The sequence below is a fragment of the Pseudomonas sp. 57B-090624 genome (assembly GCF_003234055.1).
Lineage (GTDB): Bacteria > Pseudomonadota > Gammaproteobacteria > Pseudomonadales > Pseudomonadaceae > Metapseudomonas > Metapseudomonas tohonis.
Map to the genome: position 1 here is coordinate 96,284 of NZ_QKRU01000002.1, position 15,894 is coordinate 112,177.

Here is a 15,894-nt window from a genome sequence, read left to right on the forward strand (position 1 = left end):
ACTCACAATTTCAACAGCACAAAGAAAAAATAATGAATCAACTCATCAGCCAAAAACCTTCCTTGACAGACGAATAGCCAATGAAAACAAAAGGCAGAGACGCCAACGAGATTGCTGTAACAAAGAATAAGTTGATCGTTCAGTTGTAGCAGAAGCATTTTTTCCATGACGCCTGTAAGCCATCAATGGCAGATGAATAAACTCAACCTTTCCAACAGAAGTGGCGACAAGACCAATCCACCAGTCATGCATAGGAACTCCATGTGGAAAAGGAAGCGCTAGATTGAGGACATTACGGTCAAATGCCATGCAACAGCCTAAGAAAGAATTCCTAAGCAAGTTATTGAAAAAACCCGGCCGTGAATTGCGCTTAGAAAAGAAAGAGTTAAAAATAATATTTCTATCAGCATCGACGACATGACAATCTGAAACCACGAGACTGCAGGACTGAAGGGACTGAAGCATTATGTTCACCTTACCCTCATACCAAACATCATCCTGATCAGATAGAAATATAAAATCGCCCCTTGCCTGCGTGAGAAGAAATTCAAAATTTCTAATGAGCCCCTCACGCGGCCCTACAAGAACTCTAATACGAGGGTCTGCTATGCCAGCCAGCAGCGAAAGAGTTGAGTCAGTAGAACCATCATCAGAAATTATCAACTCATCAACTAGCGAGGAGTTCAATATACTCCTAACCTGATCTAGAATATAAAGCTCTCCGTTAAAACAAGCCAAGCATACTGAGATCAAAACAAACGCCTCACTAGCTTCCTGATGGAATGATAAAAAGGATGAGCGGCTATCCTTAGCGCCACCATATAACGCCTGCGTCTTTGCAGTAGGCCATCGACCAAGTTAACCTGCAGAAAAGTCTGGACACCAGAAGACAAACCGTTTGGATCAACACAAGACACTGTGATCGGCACCTTCTCAAAACTTACTGTGCGATTAGCCTGCATACTCATAAAGAATAAGTAATCTGCGGCTGTCAGCCCTTTAATAGACAAATAGTACCCATAGCGTTCATGCAGCTTTCTGCGATAAAGCACGGCCTGGTGATTAAACACTCCCTTCGGGAAATCTGCTTTTACCCGCCCAGCCAAAGGCCCGGAAAAATAAGAGAAATCACCGTATATGACATCAGCCGTGGAAGCCGCTAACATATCGCGGAGAACCGACCCACCATTAAAGCGATCGCCCGCATTCATGAAAAGCAAGTATTCTCCCGCAGCACGGTCAATGGCTTTATTCATTGCGTCATATACACCACTGTCAGGCTCGCTTACCCAAAAGCCTAACTGATCAGAATAACGCTCAATTATTTTAAATGTACCGTCATCAGACCCACCATCAATGACTATGTACTCAAAATTCGCGTAATCTTGCTCCAACACAGAACAAATAGTCTCTTCAATAAACTCAACACTATTAAAGCAAACGGTTACAATCGAGACTCGTATATTACAACTAGCTAAAGAGCAGTCAGGCACGTCCATAACGATCCTTGAGCCTTATAATGTCATCCTCACCAAGATATCCGCCGGACTGAACCTCAATCAACTCTAATGGGATTCTTCCCGGATTCTCCAGGCTATGCACTTGCCCCACGGGAATGAACGTAGACTGATTCTCGGTGACAAGATAGTCTTCGCTGCCTCGAATAACACGAGCAGTACCGCTTACAACAATCCAGTGCTCAGCTCTGTGATGATGCATTTGCAATGATAGCCTTGCCCCTGGATTCACAGTTATCCTCTTAACTTGATAGCGAGCGCCTACATCAATACTGTCATACATACCCCACGGCCGGTAAACAGTCCGATGATTTATAGTCTCAGGGCGGGCCTGAGCATTAAGCTCCTCTACAACAGCCTTTATATCTTGAACCTTATCGCGTGCAGCAACGAGCACGGCGTCCTTCGTCTCAACAACAACAAGATCGCTGCCTCCCACGACCGCAACCAATCTGCTATCAGCCTTCACAAGGCAGCCATCCGAATTAAAGGCTAGAGCATCACCAGAAAGGACATTCCCGCTGGCGTCCTTTTCAGATACATCCCATAAAGCCGACCATGAACCAATGTCACTCCACTGTGCAGCAAATGGAACCATAACTGCGCACTGTGTTTTTTCCATAACGGCGTAATCAATCGAATCACTAGGGCAAAGCGAAAAAGCATCGCGGTCTATGCGTATGAAATCCATATCCTCGCGACCACTTTTGAAAGCAACCTCACAGGCCTCCAAAATTTCTGGCTTGTATAGTCTAAGTTCATTTAGATAAGCACTAGCACGAAATAAAAACATCCCGCTATTCCAGAAATAATCTCCAGACTGCAGGTATTTTGAAGCATTTTCGAGAGAGGGTTTCTCAACGAATCGAGTGACTTTATATCCAAGCCCAACTTGATCGCCACGCTGGATATATCCATAACCAGTTTCAGCCTTGTCAGCGACGACGCCGAAAGTCACAAGCATTCCGGACTCTGCCAACTCAATCGCTGCCTCAACACCAGAATGAAACTGCTCAACATCCTGAATAAGGTGATCAGCAGGTAAAACAAGCAGGAGAGGATCGCTGCCGTCAGCCAAGGCTTGCAGTGCTGCGAGTGCAATAGCCGGAGCCGTATTACGGGAGCACGGCTCAAGCAATACCCTAGGAGACTCGAAGCCCAACTGCCGCATCTGCTCAGCAGCAAGAAACCTATGTTCTTCACTACAGACTAGGATCGGAGCAACGCATGTGAGCCCTTCTAAGCGTCCCACCGTGTCTTGAATCATTGTCCGCTCGCCAGTCAGCTTTAGGAACTGCTTGGGATTTAGTTGACGAGACAGAGGCCATAGACGGGTTCCAGCTCCACCAGCGAGGATGACGGGAAGCAACATTTTGACAATCCTTAAACAATTCTGCAAATACAAGGCAACTATAGAAACATCATGCTTTTAGCCGTTGATAGCAATATTGACTATCAGCCCACTCAGCACGGCTAGTAATCACATAGTAGACTATCACTTTGAGCAAGAGGAGCCCTACAAGGCCGCAGGGAGCTTGAACTTCACCGCTAGCATCATTGATCCGCCAGTAGGAACAGAAAGCTCTACACGCTCGCCCCAAATTATCATCAGCATCACCACAAAAAGATACAGCACCCATTCAGGTGCTGTATCAAAATCATCTCACTGTCTATTATAAATTGTCGAACACTTATGCTCGCAAGGTGGAGGTATTTTGAAGAAACCATTGATAAGTGTCGAGCAGTCCGTCACGGAGAGAAATCGACGAACGCCATCCCATTGCATTAAGACGCGAAACATCGAGTAATTTCCTTGGGGCGCCATCAGGCTTGGACGAATCAAAACATAAGCCCCCACTAAACCCTACGACGTCTGATATGGACTCCGCCAACGCCCGGATAGAACAATCTTGCCCTGTGCCTATATTTATATGGCTCAATCGAGGCGAAACATGACGCCAATAATCAGGGCTGCTCATTACATACACACACGCCGACGCCATATCATCCACATGAAGAAATTCCCGCATTGGCGTGCCACTCCCCCAAATAAGAACATTACTGGCATTAGCCAGCTTGGCCTCATGAATACGCCTCATAAGAGCAGGAATAACATGCGAGTTATCTGGGTGAAAATTATCATTGGGACCATAAAGGTTAGTAGGCATCACACTACGGTAGTCTCTACCGTACTGACGAGCATAGCTTTCGCATAATTTTATTCCAGCAATCTTGGCGATCGCATAAGGCTCATTAGTTGGCTCAAGCCCCCCAGATAACAACGAATCTTCGCGCATAGGTTGCTCTGCCATTTTTGGATAAATGCATGAAGACCCTAGGAATAGTAATCGCTGAACACCATTTAGATGAGCTTGATGAATAATATTTGATTGAATAATTAAATTATCATATATGAAATCAGCAGGATATGTATCATTGGCATATATACCACCGACCTTGGCGGCCGCTATATAGACCTGATCAATTTTCTCGGATCTAAAAAACTCAGATACAGACGTCTGGCAGCGTAGGTCCAGCTCAGCCTTTGAACAAGTAATAAGATTTTTATATCCCAGCATTTGAAGATGCCGCACGATTGCAGAACCAACCATCCCATTATGGCCTGCGATAAAAATTCGATCAGCGTATGAATTAAGCACGTCAGTTCTCCATAGAAACAGGGAGCGCATAGCCATGCCGCATGAGCAAAGCATGTCTCTGTGCATCCTTGAGATCCTCAAGAACCATTTCGGAGCACATCTCTTTAACAGTAATTTCAGGTTCCCAGCCTAGCTTTTCCTTTGCTTTTGTAGGGTCACCAAGGAGAGTCTCGACCTCAGCAGGCCTAAAGTAGCGTGGATCCACACGCACAATCACATCACCCACTGTCAATGCGAGAGCCTTATTACCCTCTATCCGCTCTACATACCCAAACTCTTCAACGCCGGAGCCAGAAAAAGCGATACTAATCCCCAACTCTGCTGCAGACCACTGAACAAATTCTCGGACTGAATATTGCATGCCTGTTGCGATGACAAAATCTTCAGGTTTTTCTTGTTGCAGCATCAACCACTGCATACGGACATAATCTTTCGCATGCCCCCAATCACGTAATGCATCCATGTTGCCTAGATAGAGGCATGACTCAAGACCTTGGCTAATATTTGCGAGTGCGCGCGTGATTTTACGAGTAACAAAAGTTTCACCACGGCGAGGAGACTCATGATTAAACAATATTCCATTGCAAGCATACATGCCATATGCTTCTCGATAATTCACCGTGATCCAGTAAGCGTATAATTTCGCAACTGCATATGGAGAGCGTGGATAGAACGGAGTGGTTTCTCGCTGAGGAACCTCCTGAACCAAACCATAAAGTTCAGAAGTAGATGCTTGGTAAAAGCGGATTTTTTTTTCCAGCCCCAGTAGACGAATCGCTTCGAGAATACGAAGTGTTCCTATTGCATCTACGTCAGCAGTATATTCTGGCGAATCGAAACTGACTGCCACATGGGATTGGGCACCGAGATTGTAAATCTCATCCGGCTGGACCTCTTTTATGATTCTAATTAAATTAGAGGAATCAGTAAGATCACCATAGTGCAAAATAAGGCGCTTATTATCTACATGGGGGTCTTGATACAGATGATCTATTCGCTGCGTATTAAAAGAAGAAGCACGACGCTTAATACCATGCACCTCATAACCTTTCTCAATCAAGAGCTCAGCTAAATAAGAGCCATCCTGCCCCGTTATGCCAGTTATGAGGGCTTTCTTCAGAGTCATATTAATTTCCTATAACAAATCAAAAGTGCAGAGAGACGAATTCATTTGCCACATTGCATACATACCTAATATCCTCATGAGTATGAAAATAAGATATAGGCAAGCTCAGCGTTGTCTGGTGAATTACATCTGCAACAGGGTACTCCCCAGAAAGAAGCCCCTGCATTGCACGCTGTCGATGGGGCGGGAGCGGGTAGTGGATTTCACTACCAATACCATTTTCCAAAAGAAACTGCTTCAGGCGATCTCTCTGCGGATGGCATATATTGTATATATGATAGACATCAAAAAAATCAGCATCCACAACTGGCTTTACAAAAACATCAGACAGACCATTATAATACAATGCTGCCAACTCCCTCTTGTGAGTAGTTATTTTACTTAGGTGCTTCAGCTTTATGGCTAGAAATGCTGCTTGCACCTCGTCAAGACGAGAGTTAAATCCTACGACGTCGTTATAATATTTTTTTGAGGACCCATAATTCCTTAACATTCTGACGCGTTCATCCAACTGAACATCTCGACAAACTACAGCACCGCCATCGCCTAAAGCGCCAAGATTCTTAGTTGGATAAAAACTGAAGCAGCCGAAGTCTCCAAAACTACCGGCCATACGCCCTTTGTATGTAGCTCCATGCGCTTGGGCGCAGTCCTCTATGAGAAAGAGGCCATGCTCGCTGCAGAGTTGAGTGATAGGGTCCATCTCGCAGCACTTGCCGTAGAGATGAACAACCATTATGACTTTTGTCTTTACTGATATCTTGCGGCTAATTTGAGCAGGATCGATATTATAGGTCCGAGGATCTGGTTCTACTAGAACAGGCACTAGACCAGCCTGGAAAATTGCCAAAATAGTAGCAATATATGTATTTGATGGAACAATGACCTCTGAGCCGAGCGGCAACTCTAAGGCTTTCAAAGATAGGATTAATGCATCTAGACCGTTCGCCACTCCCGCACAGTAATCAACGCCAACAAATCGGGAGAATGACGCCTCAAACTCTCTTACAGACTCTCCCAACACATACCACCCCCCCTCAAGGACGGCCTTAAAAGCCTTTTCATATTCAAGGAAAAATGGCTCATTCAGCAGAGCTAAATTTTCATAGGGAATCATGAGTAAGGCTCATCAATATAGTCATTAACATCATAAGGCTCTGATGCAAAAACGAGCAATGTCGCTGACGGTGAAAATTCCTGCATTGTATGCCAATCCTCCGGCTCAATCAGCAGACACTGCTTTGGAGATACTAGATTGTAGGACGTCTGAGTAACTCCGTTATCAACGTATACGACACAATTTCCAGATAAACAGATCAAGGCCTGCCTTGTACATTTGTGACGGTGCCCACCACGAGAACCGACTACATCGTAAATATAATATGCTCGAGCTATGGCGAAAGGTAGGAGGCCTTCAACTACGCTGAGCGATCCTCGCGGATCAGTGAATGTCGGCACATCAACTAAACAGGCCATTACTTCCCTACCACCCTGTCTATTGAATGAAAATTCATATAACCAAGCATTTTCCGCTTCAGCAATTTAAATATCCAAAATATGCCTCTATCTAGCTTGCTGCCTCCCGTGGCATGATGAGCAAAACGAGAGTCGGCCTTTAAACGCTTTTCTATCTTTAGAAAATGAATCAAATAGGGTTTATAAACCAACTTCTTCACACGATCGGTCAACTTGTAATAACCTAGCTCTACGAATCGCCCATCGAATAATTTGAAATTCTGATAATGATAAAAAACCATTAAAAAACGATCACCGCTTTTGAGTTCAACCCCTTCAAGTTCACCACCGTTTTTTTGAGAGAAGCTGTACTGCTGAATATTCCAAGGGGCCACCCCCCCCCCTAGATGTTTCAGAACGTGCACCCCGCTAAAGCGAACTGGCCAGTCATCTAGGTACTTCTGATCACCAAATCGCCCATCCTCATAGCGAGCATAGCACCACTCTAAGCACGCATCACGCCACCAATGAAGCGCACGCAGCCCATTTTGATCACGACGAAAAGTCATGAACTGAACACAATAAATTCCACTTGTTCTAGACTGATCATAATGAGGGGTATAACGATGCTCCGTAATCAGAACAGATGACTGCTCTTCACTTTCCATTTCCCTGATCAAAACTCCCGGATCAGAAAAAAAATATATATCGGCATCAAGGTATGTACAGCTATCCAAATCGAAATGCTCAATTGAATAGGCAATTACCTGCGGAGTACATGTCCAGCAGTACTCAGCCTTGTTTCTTTCTAATTTAACCCTCAACAACTCCTCACTTTCAAAATCTGAAGAGTGAACAACAGTTACGCTCTTCAGATTTTGAGACACAAGGTAGTCGTAAGCTATCTCATCGAAAGCGTATATATACAGATGAAACGACGGGCATCGCATAAGCAATGACTCATACATCGCCAAACCGCGAGATAGATAATGTGAGTCAAATAAAGTACAAAAATTAAGCAACTCAGACCCTCCTTGCTATCAGGACATTATCTAGATATAGATCTTGATTGCTTGGTAGGATTTTTGCCAAGATAGACCCGAGTATATTGAACGGCGACATTAACAGCACGCACGACACGATATTTACATAAGAACTACGCGTAACCGTAATCTTAAAAAGATATGCGTTGATCAATTGAAAAATCACGCCGACATCTGGCGCAGTTTTTCGTTGCTCAACAACTTCGAAACCATGCTGAGAGAGCAGATATTTGATACCAAAAGAACTGTATCTAGCGTAGTCATATGGCTGTTCATGCTCATCCCAAACAAAAGGAACAGTAAGAAGCAATACTCCATTCTTTTTCAGCACCCTAGAAACTTCCCTCATAAAATCTGAAGGATTGAAAACATGCTCAAATACTTGATTCAAAACCATCCCATCAAAGGCAGCACTTTCAAAAGGAAAGATCTTACCATCGTAAAAATATTCAGCACTGCTCCTCTCACGACTCTCCTTTGAGTCTATTTCCAGCCCCACATATTCATCTGCTTGACTGAAAAGACTCTTGTATGGCTTAGTTCCACAACCGACATCAAGAACACGTCCAGTTAAGCGAGGGGACAGTTCTTTCATCGCAAGATGAAGCCCTCTTCGAGAGAAGTAGAACGGATTTACAAATACCCCTAAGACTCCTGGGAAAAAGGTTTCCCTAACTATAATTTCTTTGAGCCTTTTCATTGGATGACCTTTTGAAAGAAAAGCCCTTTGAAAGTAAAGCCATCGCCGGAAAAATCCAACTCGGAGTGAAAAATCTCTATCATCTCATAACCATAAGAACTAAAAATCTCAAGAAGTTGATACTCATCAATTATCCAGGCAGGATAATCTGCAGAATAAATTACAGGATTCACACGCTGAACCGTCAGGATACTTCTTTCGGCTTTCGTAAGAGGCGTTCTATCTAAAAGTACAAAAGGCACACTTTTAGATAAAAGCTCCTCTAATATAGAGAAGGGTGTTGGCAGGTACTGAATTACACTAGAAAGAAGCAATACATTTGGCGATTTGACGGACAAGCACTCGTCTACATCATGGAAAAAACTCAATACCTCATCGGAGAGCACAGCCTTACCAAAATCAACAAAATGTGGCTGCTCTACAATAGACCACTCGACGGTAAGCCCATTAAAAAATCGTCTATTCATATAATAGACGCTTCCTAGACTACCGCCAAAATCAAGTACACGTAGTTGCCCCTCTCTCGCAGCTACATGCATAAGGCAAGCTAAGCTGGCCCATATATATTGGGGCTCCTGAAATGTGATTGAATCACGCTCACCATAACACTCGCCAGACTTAACTGCTAACGCAGCACTTTTAACAAGCTCAAAAATAGTGTCATCAGCATATCCTTTGCATCGCGATTCAGCAGCCTCCCATGAAGGATAGTCGCCTTTAAAGCCATATTGTGAATTTTTAATTGAACGAACCCACTCTATAAGAAGGGGGGGTACCAACTGCTTTATTAAACGCTTCATACTGATACCAGCCGGCGGAACAATCTAACTATCCGCTCCAGATAAGTTGGCTTTATCGATCGCAGATAGTTAACAAAAGACTTTCTGGCTTCATCGTTTTCTGTGACGCTATCTACATGTATACCATCATAAGAGAAAGACAGCTGTGCATCAAAGAGGTTACTAGCAGAACTGTGAGTACCGCTAGAGTCATTACCAATATTATGAACAAAAGATCGAGAGGGGTAGAGTGTAAGCATCCCTTCCAAAAAGGCCGATGCATACCAGCGCACCGCCCATGAATTGTTCTTTCCAGAGACCTGATCTCTAAGCATCTGTGTAAACTCATAACCACCCGAAAAGTCAAACTCGCGGGTCAATTGACGAGACTCTAATCGCGACAAAAGCGACTGTCCATCAGCATCAAAGGCGCGCCATGCGCGACTCCACGTGGCCCAACCCCAGCAATCAGCTCCCTTAAGAAAGAAATAGGGCGGGAGGCTATCCGCATCAGTTAGTGGATAAACATAACCATGGATGCTCGCGACCTTAGGGTCGGATGCGTATAGCCGAAGACCATCGTTCATATAACTCAAGAAAAATGGACTGGTTACCATGTCATCTTCCAGCACAATTACATGTCCGAAACGTGCAGTTAACTGTGTAACACCATCAATGATTGAGCGAGCCAAACCGAAATTATTCTGTCGAAGAATCAGAGTCACACTTTTGAATCCAGTTATATCGGCTGCATACTTACGGACTTCAGAAACAGCCAAGAAATCAACTTCACTTTTGGGAGCGTCTGAATAGATGTACAGGTCACTTACGCCAGCAAGAAAATTTTGCTGTAAAGCGCTGACGGTACGACGCATATGACCTACCCGATTGTAAACGAATAGGGCAATTGGAGCATTATCGAGCTGCAAGGGTGATTCAGTCATGATGCAGCGAATCCCCCCTCCCAACGGCGTAGTATTTCAGACCTGCAGAACGGGGCTCAGTAGGATCAAATATATTTCGACCGTCGACTAAGACTGGGTGGTTCAAATTGACCTTTATCGCTTTGAAATCTACAGCACGGAACTGCCGCCACTCAGTACAAATTACCAAGGCATCAGCACCCACGATTGCCTCATCTTGGCTGTCAACGAGCAATAGATCCTCTCGCGAGCCATACGCGCGCCTAATCTCGCTCATTGCTTCAGGATCAAAGGCTCTGACCTTAGCGCCAACAGTCCACAGAGACTCCATAAGAACTCGGCTTGGTGCCTCGCGGATATCGTCAGTATTGGGCTTGAATGACAGCCCCCAAATAGCAATTGTTTTGCCCGCCAACTGACCATTAAAAGCGGACATCAGCTTATCAAATAGAACTGTCTTCTGACGTTTATTGACATCTTGGACAGCTTGTAGCAAAGAGGCCTGATAGCCTACCGCAGAGGAAGTACGAGCCAAAGCACTCACATCCTTAGGAAAGCATGCACCTCCATACCCACACCCAGGGTAAATAAAGTGATAGCCGATTCTGGGATCGGAGCCGATTCCATGGCGAACCTGCTCAATGTCCACACCTAATCGCTCAGCTATATTCGCCATTTCGTTCATGAAGCTAATTTTTGTTGCCAGCATCGCATTTGCTGCATATTTTGTGAGTTCTGCCGCCTTCACATCCATATAAATAATTTTGTCATGATTTCTATTATATGGTGCATAGCACTCTTTCATTTTAGACTTCACATAATCGGAGTTTGTCCCGATAATAATTCGAGCTCCCCTTGTGAAATCCTCAATAGCAGCACCTTCTTTTAGAAATTCTGGGTTTGAACAAACGTCAAAATCAAACCTCACTTGGCGCTCAACCAACTGACGATTAATGGCACTTGAGACTGCATCAGCGGTGCCTACCGGTACGGTGGACTTATTCACAACCACCTTTCGACCAGCCATGCATCTTCCAATGTCTCCTGCAACACTTAATACGTGCTTCAGATCTGCGGAACCATCCTCATCTGGAGGTGTGCCTACCGCTATAAATAGAATATCGCCAAAATCAATTCCTAGCTGTGCGACGTCTGTAAACTGCAGTCTGGACTCATTTTGATTTCGGCGAATTAGCTCCTCCAGTCCAGGCTCAAAGATAGGAACTATACCGTTTCTCAGCGCCGTAACTTTCTCACTATCGACGTCAACACACATAACTCGATGCCCAACATCCGCAAGGCAAGCTCCAGTCACAAGCCCTACATAGCCAGAGCCAAAAACCGTTATATTCATTGGTGTAAGCCTTAATAGAATTGATAATTACCGCTGAGCGAATGCAACAATATTTTGATAAGCAAATATTTCGCAATACAGCGGGTTATAGCTGTCTATTTTTACCATACCCCGAGGAAGCAAACGGTATACATCGTAACCTTGTAACATTTTCCAGAAATCCCTAAAAAAAACCCGACTGGAAACATTCATTTCATTAAACTCAAAGTGAATAACGTCAATTTTTTTAGACGCTATATAGCTTTCCACGCCTTTTAATACGCTGAGTTCATTTCCCTCGGTATCTATTTTCAGCAACTGGACGCGATCAATTCCTGCTGAGCTTAAAAACTCCCCCAGGCTGTAGACTTGAACAGATAAACTTACAGCCGAATGCCCATGTATACCTTCAATCACGTCTTTGTAAAGCGATGCGTGAGAACTGCCTTTTGCTGAATCATAATCAAATAGCTGCAGTTCACCATCCGACTCACCAACTGCACAATTGTATGGGTGGAAGCGTTCCGACTTCACAGCTTCGCATAGTTCTTTAAAATTTATCGGATGCGGTTCGAATGCGTAAACTTCGATACCATCGCTGATATCAAGCACTTGTGCCGAGTACCTTCCCACGTTAGCACCCACATCAACTACGACGCCCCTCTGTCCCTTCAATACTTTATTTAGAAAATCCGACTCCCCGCTAATAGCGTCAGATTCAAAATTCATTACTCCCATACCGCTCAAACTGCATCGATAAAGAAATCGGTTAAGAGAGTAGAAGGATGGCCTACTAAAGAGTAGACGGTAAAAATTAAATAAACTGTATTTTATTTTTTGCATGCAACCCTCACCAACTCAAAAAAGAAAAACGATCGAGTCTTGATTCCAAACTGCTTCCGTGTCGAAGCAAACATGAGATCAAACACATATGCGGATATGATTTGCGCAATCAGCGTTCCAATGGCAGCACCAACAACACCATAAGTGGGAATAAGAATAAAATTTAACGCTATATTGATGAGCGCACCGACAGCTGTACGAGCAAAGGACAGCAATTGCAGCCCTTCGATTATGTACCACTGACTACTTGCCACCCCCAAGGAGGCAAAGACGCCGCACCATATGTGAAGGGCTAAAACTTGGCCAGCACCTGCATACCCCTCTCCATAAATTATTTTTATGATAGAGTCGGCATAGAAGCTAACAGGGACAGCGACTAGAAGAGAAACAGAAAGCATTAACTCATAGAACCTTCCCAACTTTAAATAGTAGTCAAACTCTCCAATTTTTTTAGCTCTAATCATCGAAGGATATAGCGATGAGGCGATTACCATCGGAATGAAGTACCATGCTTCACTTATCCGAAGAGCTGCACTATAAACACCAACAGAGTAATCTCCAAGATAATGCCCTATCATTACTTGATCTATCCGCATATAGATCATTACCGCCAACCCAGAGAAAACCAAAGGCCAACTATCAAGAATCAGCTGTTTTGCTACCGAGCAAGATGATTGAGATAACTTAAGTGTCATACCTCGGCGCTGATATACCCAAGCCAATCCAAGTGCAGAAAAAGCAGACTCCAGTAATATCAGCCACGCGAAAGCAAGAAGAGGAAACTCGAAATAGATCAGCAATACCCTTAGCAGCAAAACTATCCCAAATGCAAGATTATCAACCAAAACGTAATATCTTGACTGCAGGATTGCCTCGAACCAATACCTCACTGGATCCGTAGATTTAAAAAACAGTGTAGAGCAAATGACCATTACAAGCTGCCAGCTCTCTTCCTCTCCACCTCGAAGAGTGACAACAGCTAGAATCGAAGTAAAAAAAGCGATAAGTGCAGCAAAAAACTGCATTACGATAGATGTATTAATGTAGCTTTGTACAAGCGCAGGCTTATTGACTACATCGCGAACAACAATACTACTGAGACCAAGACCAGCTAGTGGCGCAAAGAGAGCGACTAAAGCCAAAGCATAATTAAGTAGACCAAACTGTTCCGGCCCCAAATAACGCGCAAGCCAAACACCAACAAATAAACCACCACCTATGCGTATTATCTTATCGCCAAATTGCCAGATGATATTCTGCAGTATGCGTAACAAAAGTACACCAACGCCTATATAAATTAGACATGAAATATAGATTAAGTAACCGCTTAATCGGGCGTGAGGCTATTGGGTGCACGGCAAACTAATCGTTAACCCTATCCCTGAGCTCCTTGCCAGGCTTGAAATGCGGCACAAACTTCCCATCCAGACGAACAGACTCGCCGGTCTTTGGGTTACGCCCCGTGCGCGGCGCACGGAAATGCAGGGAGAAACTACCGAAGCCGCGTATCTCGATACGATCACCCGTGGCCAATGCCTGGGACATCTGCTCGAGCATGGTCTTGATGGCAAGCTCCACATCCTTCGAGGAAAGCTGCCCCTGATGGGTAACGATTCGTTCGATCAACTCCGACTTGGTCATGGTTTTTCCCTTCTATATCAAGCGGCTAGATCAGCTCTACGCGGTTTTAGCATGACAACGGAGCTTTGAACAGCCCTAATAACCAAGGGTAAAACTCAGGCAACAAAAAGGGCGGCCTAGGCCGCCCTTTTCGATGAAGGAATCAGGACTTAGCCCTGGTTTTCCATCTGAGCGCGGATCAGATCACCAATGGTGGTCGGGCCGGTGCTCTCGGATTCCTGCTTGCGCAGTTCCTTCATTGCGTCTTTCTCGTCGTCCACGTCCTTCGACTTGATGGACAGGCTGATGACGCGGCTCTTACGGTCGATGCTGATGATCTTGGCTTCGACTTCTTCGCCTTCCTTCAGTACGTTGCGTGCGTCTTCAACGCGGTCACGGCTGATTTCGGACGCTTTCAGGATGCCTTCGATATCGTCGCCCAGGGTGATCACAGCGCCCTTGGCATCAACTTCCTTGACGATACCGCGCACGATGGTGCCTTTCTCGTTCAGGGAGGCGTAGTTGGAGAACGGATCGTCTTCCAGCTGCTTGATACCCAGGGAGATGCGCTCGCGCTCCGGATCTACGGACAGGATGACGGTATCCAGTTCGTCGCCCTTCTTGAAACGACGTACGGCTTCTTCGCCAACTTCGTTCCAGGAGATATCGGACAGGTGAACCAGGCCGTCGATGCCGCCTTCCAGACCAATGAAGATACCGAAATCGGTGATCGACTTGATGGTGCCGGAGATCTTGTCGCCTTTATTGAAGCGACCGGAGAAGTCTTCCCACGGGTTGGATTTGCACTGCTTGATACCCAGGGAGATACGACGACGCTCTTCGTCGATGTCGAGAACCTGAACTTCCACTTCGTCGCCAACCTGAACGACTTTGGACGGGTGGATGTTCTTGTTGGTCCAATCCATCTCGGAAACGTGCACCAGGCCTTCCACGCCTTCTTCCAGCTCTGCGAAGCAGCCGTAGTCGGTCAGGTTGGTAACGCGCGCGGTTACGCGGGTGCCTTCCGGGTAGCGAGCCTTGATGGCAACCCACGGGTCTTCGCCCAGTTGCTTCAGACCCAGGGAGACGCGGTTGCGCTCGCGGTCGAACTTCAGGACCTTGACGTCGATCTCGTCGCCAACGTTGACGATCTCGGACGGGTGCTTGATGCGCTTCCAAGCCATGTCGGTGATGTGCAGCAGGCCGTCTACGCCGCCCAGGTCAACGAACGCGCCGTAGTCGGTGAGGTTCTTGACGATACCTTTGACTTGCTGGCCTTCCTGCAGGGATTCCAGCAGAGCTTCGCGCTCGGCGCTGTTCTCGGCTTCCAGGACGCTGCGGCGGGAAACGACAACGTTGTTGCGCTTCTGGTCGAGCTTGATGACCTTGAACTCGAGCTCTTTGCCTTCCAGGTGAGTGGTGTCGCGCACGGGGCGCACATCCACCAGGGAGCCCGGCAGGAACGCGCGGATGCCGCTGACGTCGACGGTGAAACCGCCTTTGACCTTGCCGTTGATAACGCCCTTGACCACTTCTTCAGCAGCGAAAGCAGCTTCCAGAACAATCCAGCACTCGGCGCGCTTGGCTTTCTCGCGGGACAGCTTGGTTTCACCGAAGCCATCTTCTACCGCGTCCAGCGCAACGTGAACTTCGTCACCCACGCTGATGGTCAGCTCGCCCTGTTCGTTGTAGAACTGCTCGACCGGGATGACGCCCTCGGACTTGAGGCCAGCATGCACGGTGACCCAGTCACCGTCGATGTCGACCACGATGCCGGTGATGATGGCACCCGGCTGCATGTCGAGGGATTTCAGGCTTTCTTCAAAAAGTTCTGCGAAGCTTTCGCTCATGATCATACCTGTAGTCAAAGGCCACTAAAGGCCCTATTCCGCACT

At 45.8% G+C, this 15,894-nt stretch carries 16 protein-coding genes; all 16 read right to left on the reverse strand.

Annotation, left to right across the window (positions count from 1 at the left end; all coding sequences use genetic code 11):
- Window positions 1–45 precede the first annotated feature (45 nt).
- The 16 genes from DMX10_RS01610 to rpsA all read right to left on the reverse strand — a co-directional run bounded on the left by DMX10_RS01610 (window position 46) and on the right by rpsA (window position 15,849).
- Complete coding sequence (locus DMX10_RS01610; RefSeq protein WP_111259454.1) at window positions 46–753, reverse strand: glycosyltransferase family 2 protein; 708 nt, start codon at window positions 751–753, stop codon at window positions 46–48.
- Window positions 750–1,499, reverse strand: a complete 750-nt coding sequence (locus tag DMX10_RS01615) for a glycosyltransferase family 2 protein (RefSeq protein WP_111259455.1) — start codon at window positions 1,497–1,499, stop codon at window positions 750–752. Before DMX10_RS01615 ends, DMX10_RS01610 begins: the two co-directional genes overlap by 4 nt.
- A complete protein-coding gene (locus tag DMX10_RS01620; protein ID WP_111259456.1) occupies window positions 1,486–2,889 on the reverse strand; it encodes a mannose-1-phosphate guanylyltransferase/mannose-6-phosphate isomerase in 1,404 nt (467 codons plus the stop codon). The genes DMX10_RS01615 and DMX10_RS01620 overlap by 14 nt, the downstream gene beginning before the upstream one ends.
- 319 nt (window positions 2,890–3,208) lie before the next feature.
- Window positions 3,209–4,177 (reverse strand): GDP-L-fucose synthase, encoded by a 969-nt coding sequence (locus tag DMX10_RS01625; RefSeq protein ID WP_256604742.1) that lies wholly within the window; start codon window positions 4,175–4,177, stop codon window positions 3,209–3,211.
- Between the two features lies 1 nt (window position 4,178).
- The gene (gene gmd, locus DMX10_RS01630; RefSeq protein ID WP_178082905.1) at window positions 4,179–5,303 is read right to left on the reverse strand and encodes a GDP-mannose 4,6-dehydratase; all 1,125 of its coding nucleotides are present in this window, start codon (window positions 5,301–5,303) and stop codon (window positions 4,179–4,181) included.
- A 19-nt stretch (window positions 5,304–5,322) separates the two neighbouring features.
- Window positions 5,323–6,420, reverse strand: coding sequence for a DegT/DnrJ/EryC1/StrS aminotransferase family protein (locus DMX10_RS01635; protein WP_111259458.1), 1,098 nt, complete (start codon window positions 6,418–6,420; stop codon window positions 5,323–5,325).
- Entirely contained in the window at window positions 6,417–6,779 is a 363-nt protein-coding gene (locus DMX10_RS33510) for an FdtA/QdtA family cupin domain-containing protein (RefSeq protein WP_111259459.1), read from the reverse strand. The genes DMX10_RS01635 and DMX10_RS33510 overlap by 4 nt, the downstream gene beginning before the upstream one ends.
- Window positions 6,779–7,645 (reverse strand): glycosyl transferase, encoded by an 867-nt coding sequence (locus DMX10_RS32330; RefSeq protein ID WP_146602974.1) that lies wholly within the window; start codon window positions 7,643–7,645, stop codon window positions 6,779–6,781. The genes DMX10_RS33510 and DMX10_RS32330 overlap by 1 nt, the downstream gene beginning before the upstream one ends.
- Window positions 7,646–7,781: 136 nt before the next feature.
- Window positions 7,782–8,501 (reverse strand): bifunctional 2-polyprenyl-6-hydroxyphenol methylase/3-demethylubiquinol 3-O-methyltransferase UbiG, encoded by a 720-nt coding sequence (locus DMX10_RS01645; protein ID WP_111259460.1) that lies wholly within the window; start codon window positions 8,499–8,501, stop codon window positions 7,782–7,784.
- Entirely contained in the window at window positions 8,498–9,301 is an 804-nt protein-coding gene (locus tag DMX10_RS01650; protein WP_111259461.1) for a methyltransferase, TIGR04325 family, read from the reverse strand. The genes DMX10_RS01645 and DMX10_RS01650 overlap by 4 nt, the downstream gene beginning before the upstream one ends.
- Window positions 9,298–10,224 (reverse strand): glycosyltransferase family 2 protein, encoded by a 927-nt coding sequence (locus tag DMX10_RS01655; protein WP_111259462.1) that lies wholly within the window; start codon window positions 10,222–10,224, stop codon window positions 9,298–9,300. Before DMX10_RS01655 ends, DMX10_RS01650 begins: the two co-directional genes overlap by 4 nt.
- Window positions 10,217–11,557, reverse strand: a complete 1,341-nt coding sequence (locus DMX10_RS01660; RefSeq protein WP_111259463.1) for a UDP-glucose/GDP-mannose dehydrogenase family protein — start codon at window positions 11,555–11,557, stop codon at window positions 10,217–10,219. Before DMX10_RS01660 ends, DMX10_RS01655 begins: the two co-directional genes overlap by 8 nt.
- Window positions 11,558–11,584: 27 nt before the next feature.
- A complete protein-coding gene (locus DMX10_RS01665) occupies window positions 11,585–12,265 on the reverse strand; it encodes an FkbM family methyltransferase (RefSeq protein WP_158545560.1) in 681 nt (226 codons plus the stop codon).
- A 101-nt stretch (window positions 12,266–12,366) separates the two neighbouring features.
- Entirely contained in the window at window positions 12,367–13,653 is a 1,287-nt protein-coding gene (locus tag DMX10_RS01670; protein ID WP_111259465.1) for a flippase, read from the reverse strand.
- A gap of 88 nt (window positions 13,654–13,741) precedes the next feature.
- Complete coding sequence (gene ihfB / locus DMX10_RS01675) at window positions 13,742–14,020, reverse strand: integration host factor subunit beta (RefSeq protein WP_111259466.1); 279 nt, start codon at window positions 14,018–14,020, stop codon at window positions 13,742–13,744.
- Between the two features lie 149 nt (window positions 14,021–14,169).
- A complete protein-coding gene (gene rpsA / locus DMX10_RS01680) occupies window positions 14,170–15,849 on the reverse strand; it encodes a 30S ribosomal protein S1 (protein WP_111259527.1) in 1,680 nt (559 codons plus the stop codon).
- Window positions 15,850–15,894: the final 45 nt, after the last annotated feature.

Excerpts from the sequence above, each read along its gene's own strand:
- DMX10_RS01665 (WP_158545560.1), bottom strand. The coding sequence starts at position 12,265 with ATGAATTTTGAATCTGACGCTATTAGCGGGGAGTCGGATTTTCTAAAT.
- ihfB (WP_111259466.1), bottom strand. The coding sequence starts at position 14,020 with ATGACCAAGTCGGAGTTGATCGAACGAATCGTTACCCATCAGGGGCAG.
- rpsA (WP_111259527.1), bottom strand. The coding sequence starts at position 15,849 with ATGAGCGAAAGCTTCGCAGAACTTTTTGAAGAAAGCCTGAAATCCCTC.
- DMX10_RS01660 (WP_111259463.1), bottom strand. The coding sequence starts at position 11,557 with ATGAATATAACGGTTTTTGGCTCTGGCTATGTAGGGCTTGTGACTGGA.
- gmd (WP_178082905.1), bottom strand. The coding sequence starts at position 5,303 with ATGACTCTGAAGAAAGCCCTCATAACTGGCATAACGGGGCAGGATGGC.
- DMX10_RS01635 (WP_111259458.1), bottom strand. The coding sequence starts at position 6,420 with ATGATTCCCTATGAAAATTTAGCTCTGCTGAATGAGCCATTTTTCCTT.
- DMX10_RS33510 (WP_111259459.1), bottom strand. The coding sequence starts at position 6,779 with ATGGCCTGTTTAGTTGATGTGCCGACATTCACTGATCCGCGAGGATCG.
- DMX10_RS01650 (WP_111259461.1), bottom strand. The coding sequence starts at position 9,301 with ATGAAGCGTTTAATAAAGCAGTTGGTACCCCCCCTTCTTATAGAGTGG.
- DMX10_RS01645 (WP_111259460.1), bottom strand. The coding sequence starts at position 8,501 with ATGAAAAGGCTCAAAGAAATTATAGTTAGGGAAACCTTTTTCCCAGGA.
- DMX10_RS01615 (WP_111259455.1), bottom strand. The coding sequence starts at position 1,499 with ATGGACGTGCCTGACTGCTCTTTAGCTAGTTGTAATATACGAGTCTCG.
- DMX10_RS01620 (WP_111259456.1), bottom strand. The coding sequence starts at position 2,889 with ATGTTGCTTCCCGTCATCCTCGCTGGTGGAGCTGGAACCCGTCTATGG.
- DMX10_RS01655 (WP_111259462.1), bottom strand. The coding sequence starts at position 10,224 with ATGACTGAATCACCCTTGCAGCTCGATAATGCTCCAATTGCCCTATTC.